Genomic DNA, 1,565 nt, shown 5'->3' on the forward strand with positions numbered 1-1,565 from the left:
TACCAAAAATCTATATCAAACATGTATCCACGTATAACGCATACTAAATACCCCTAATATGATTCTTTTTTTTACTAGGGGGAGATATGATATGATGAATAAAACTATGATATTAGGCCGTTAACCGATAATCATAGTGTATATCGTGTGTAATAAGATGAAAGAGAAGCTTCAGTAACTTATTCACACACGCAATGGACGCAACTTTATGACATTTGTTATAGGGTTGCGTTTTTAATTTATCGTAGTACTCTATAATGTGATTTCGCCCGTAACGCCGTTGTTTAATCATGTTTTGGATAATCAGGAAAAGTAATTTTCGTAAATGTTTATTTCCACGTTTATTAATTTTATCTTTATAAAAAGTTTTACCGGATTGAAAGCGACGTATATCAATACCGGCATATGCATTCAATTGCTTGTTATTCGCAAAACGAGTAATATCTCCTATTTCAGCCATTAAACGTACAGCTGTATTTGGCCCAATTCCAGGAAGGCTCAAAATGATACTATATTCTGCATGTTGTTCGGCAAGATGTACCATCTTGTTAATGCAATGTTCCTTTTGATGAAGAAGTTCTTGATAACGCCTTGCGTATACCTTGAGTTGATCACATAGGACATTATTTTGTGAAACGGCTGGATAGGAATTTTTCGCTATTTCAAGTATTTGAATTGCCTTTTTCTCTGCCACGATAGTTGATATTTTTTTATTGGTATTGGCACGAATACGATTTTTTATGATTGTTTTAGAAAGATCTAAAACACAATCTGGATGGGGAAATAGTTGAACAAAATTTAAAAATAGATCCGATTTACTAGTGAACATTTTTTCTAATTCAGGAAATGTTAATTGAATTACTTTGTGCATACGACTACGAATCATCGATAATTCTCCATCCAGTTCGCTATAAAATCTCGAAAGAGACTTTAACTGATGGAATAAGTAGTCCGTTCCATGAGATACCCTTCGGGTAACTGTAAAATGAGTAATGGCTAGTCGATGTGCATCACTTCGGTCCGTTTTATGAATCCGTAAGGAATCACATTGTAATTTTGCTTCTAAGGGGTTTAATAGACAATATGTATATTGGTTATCTTGCATAAATCGTTCTAGCTGCCTGGAATAAATACCTGTTGCTTCGAACACAATTTCAGGTGATTTGCCAGTTTCATTGGTAAGCTCATGTATCTTTTTTTGTAGCTCTTCAAATTCAGACTTTGAATGTTTGATTTCTTTTTCAAAGATACATTGTTTTTGTGCATTATAAATGACCATATAACTTTTACCCATACTGATATCAAATGCAATTACGTGTCTCATAAGGTTCCTCCTGACGTAAAGTTGAAGTCTTCATCTTACACCTATCGATGCCCATTTCTTATACACGATCTCGAGGACCAACATACTAAAAACTGATTCAAATAAGGTAAGTGAAGAAGGTCAGTTTTTTTTACGGATTCGGAATCCTAAAGCATACACGACCCTTTCTTCACTTCTACTATATAAAAAATAGTAGTGCGAACCAATGCCTTGGCCTGCACTACTAATCTTAGTATGTTTT

The 1,565-nt window shown here is 34.1% G+C and carries 1 protein-coding gene; it reads right to left on the reverse strand.

The window, feature by feature from the left end:
* Positions 1 to 112: 112 nt before the first annotated feature.
* A complete protein-coding gene (locus JDS80_RS30570; protein WP_199640806.1) occupies positions 113 to 1,324 on the reverse strand; it encodes an IS110 family RNA-guided transposase in 1,212 nt (403 codons plus the stop codon).
* Positions 1,325 to 1,565 lie beyond the last annotated feature (241 nt).

This window comes from Bacillus cereus group sp. N8, from assembly GCF_016483685.1.
In the GTDB taxonomy this organism is placed as follows: Bacteria; Bacillota; Bacilli; order Bacillales; family Bacillaceae_G; genus Bacillus_A; species Bacillus_A proteolyticus.